At 43.1% G+C, this 466-nt stretch carries 1 protein-coding gene; it reads left to right on the top strand.

The genetic code is table 11. From position 1 onward, the window contains the following. Positions 1-466 (top strand): iron-containing alcohol dehydrogenase (locus B2Y23_RS03605; protein WP_291369069.1); only part of this gene is annotated, 466 nt, incomplete at both ends.

The raw sequence follows: 466 nt of genomic DNA, 5'->3' as shown, positions 1-466 counted from the left end.
GAGCCATTTTCAATTTCAAACCGTCTCGAATATTATTTCAGGACTGGGCTCGATCTATGAGTTAAAGCCATTATTGCAACAACACGGCTATAAAAAACTCTTGCTGGTCACCGATGCCGGCATGATTCAACAGCAACTGCATCTGCCAATTATTGAAATTTTAGAAACCATTCAGCTTCCTTATGCAATCTATTCAAACGTTCAGGCCGATCCTCCTGAACATATTGTATTGGACGCCGTACAATTCGCCAAAAATGAAAAAGTGGACATCATCTTAGGTTTCGGAGGTGGCAGCTCTTTGGATGTCGCCAAGATCATTGCCATATTGGCGCATCCTCAGCAATCGCAAAGTCTGCAAGACTTATATGGCGTAAATAATGCCAAACACCCACGATTGCCTCTATTTTTAGTACCAACGACAGCAGGTACGGGTTCTGAAGTTACCCCAATTTCGATTGTCACCACC

Origin of the sequence: Acinetobacter sp. UBA5934, from assembly GCF_002430855.1 — a bacterium.
Taxonomy (GTDB): Bacteria; Pseudomonadota; Gammaproteobacteria; order Pseudomonadales; family Moraxellaceae; genus Acinetobacter.
Note: the sequence above shows the minus strand (reverse complement) of the source record. Positions and strands in the feature narration are given on the sequence as shown.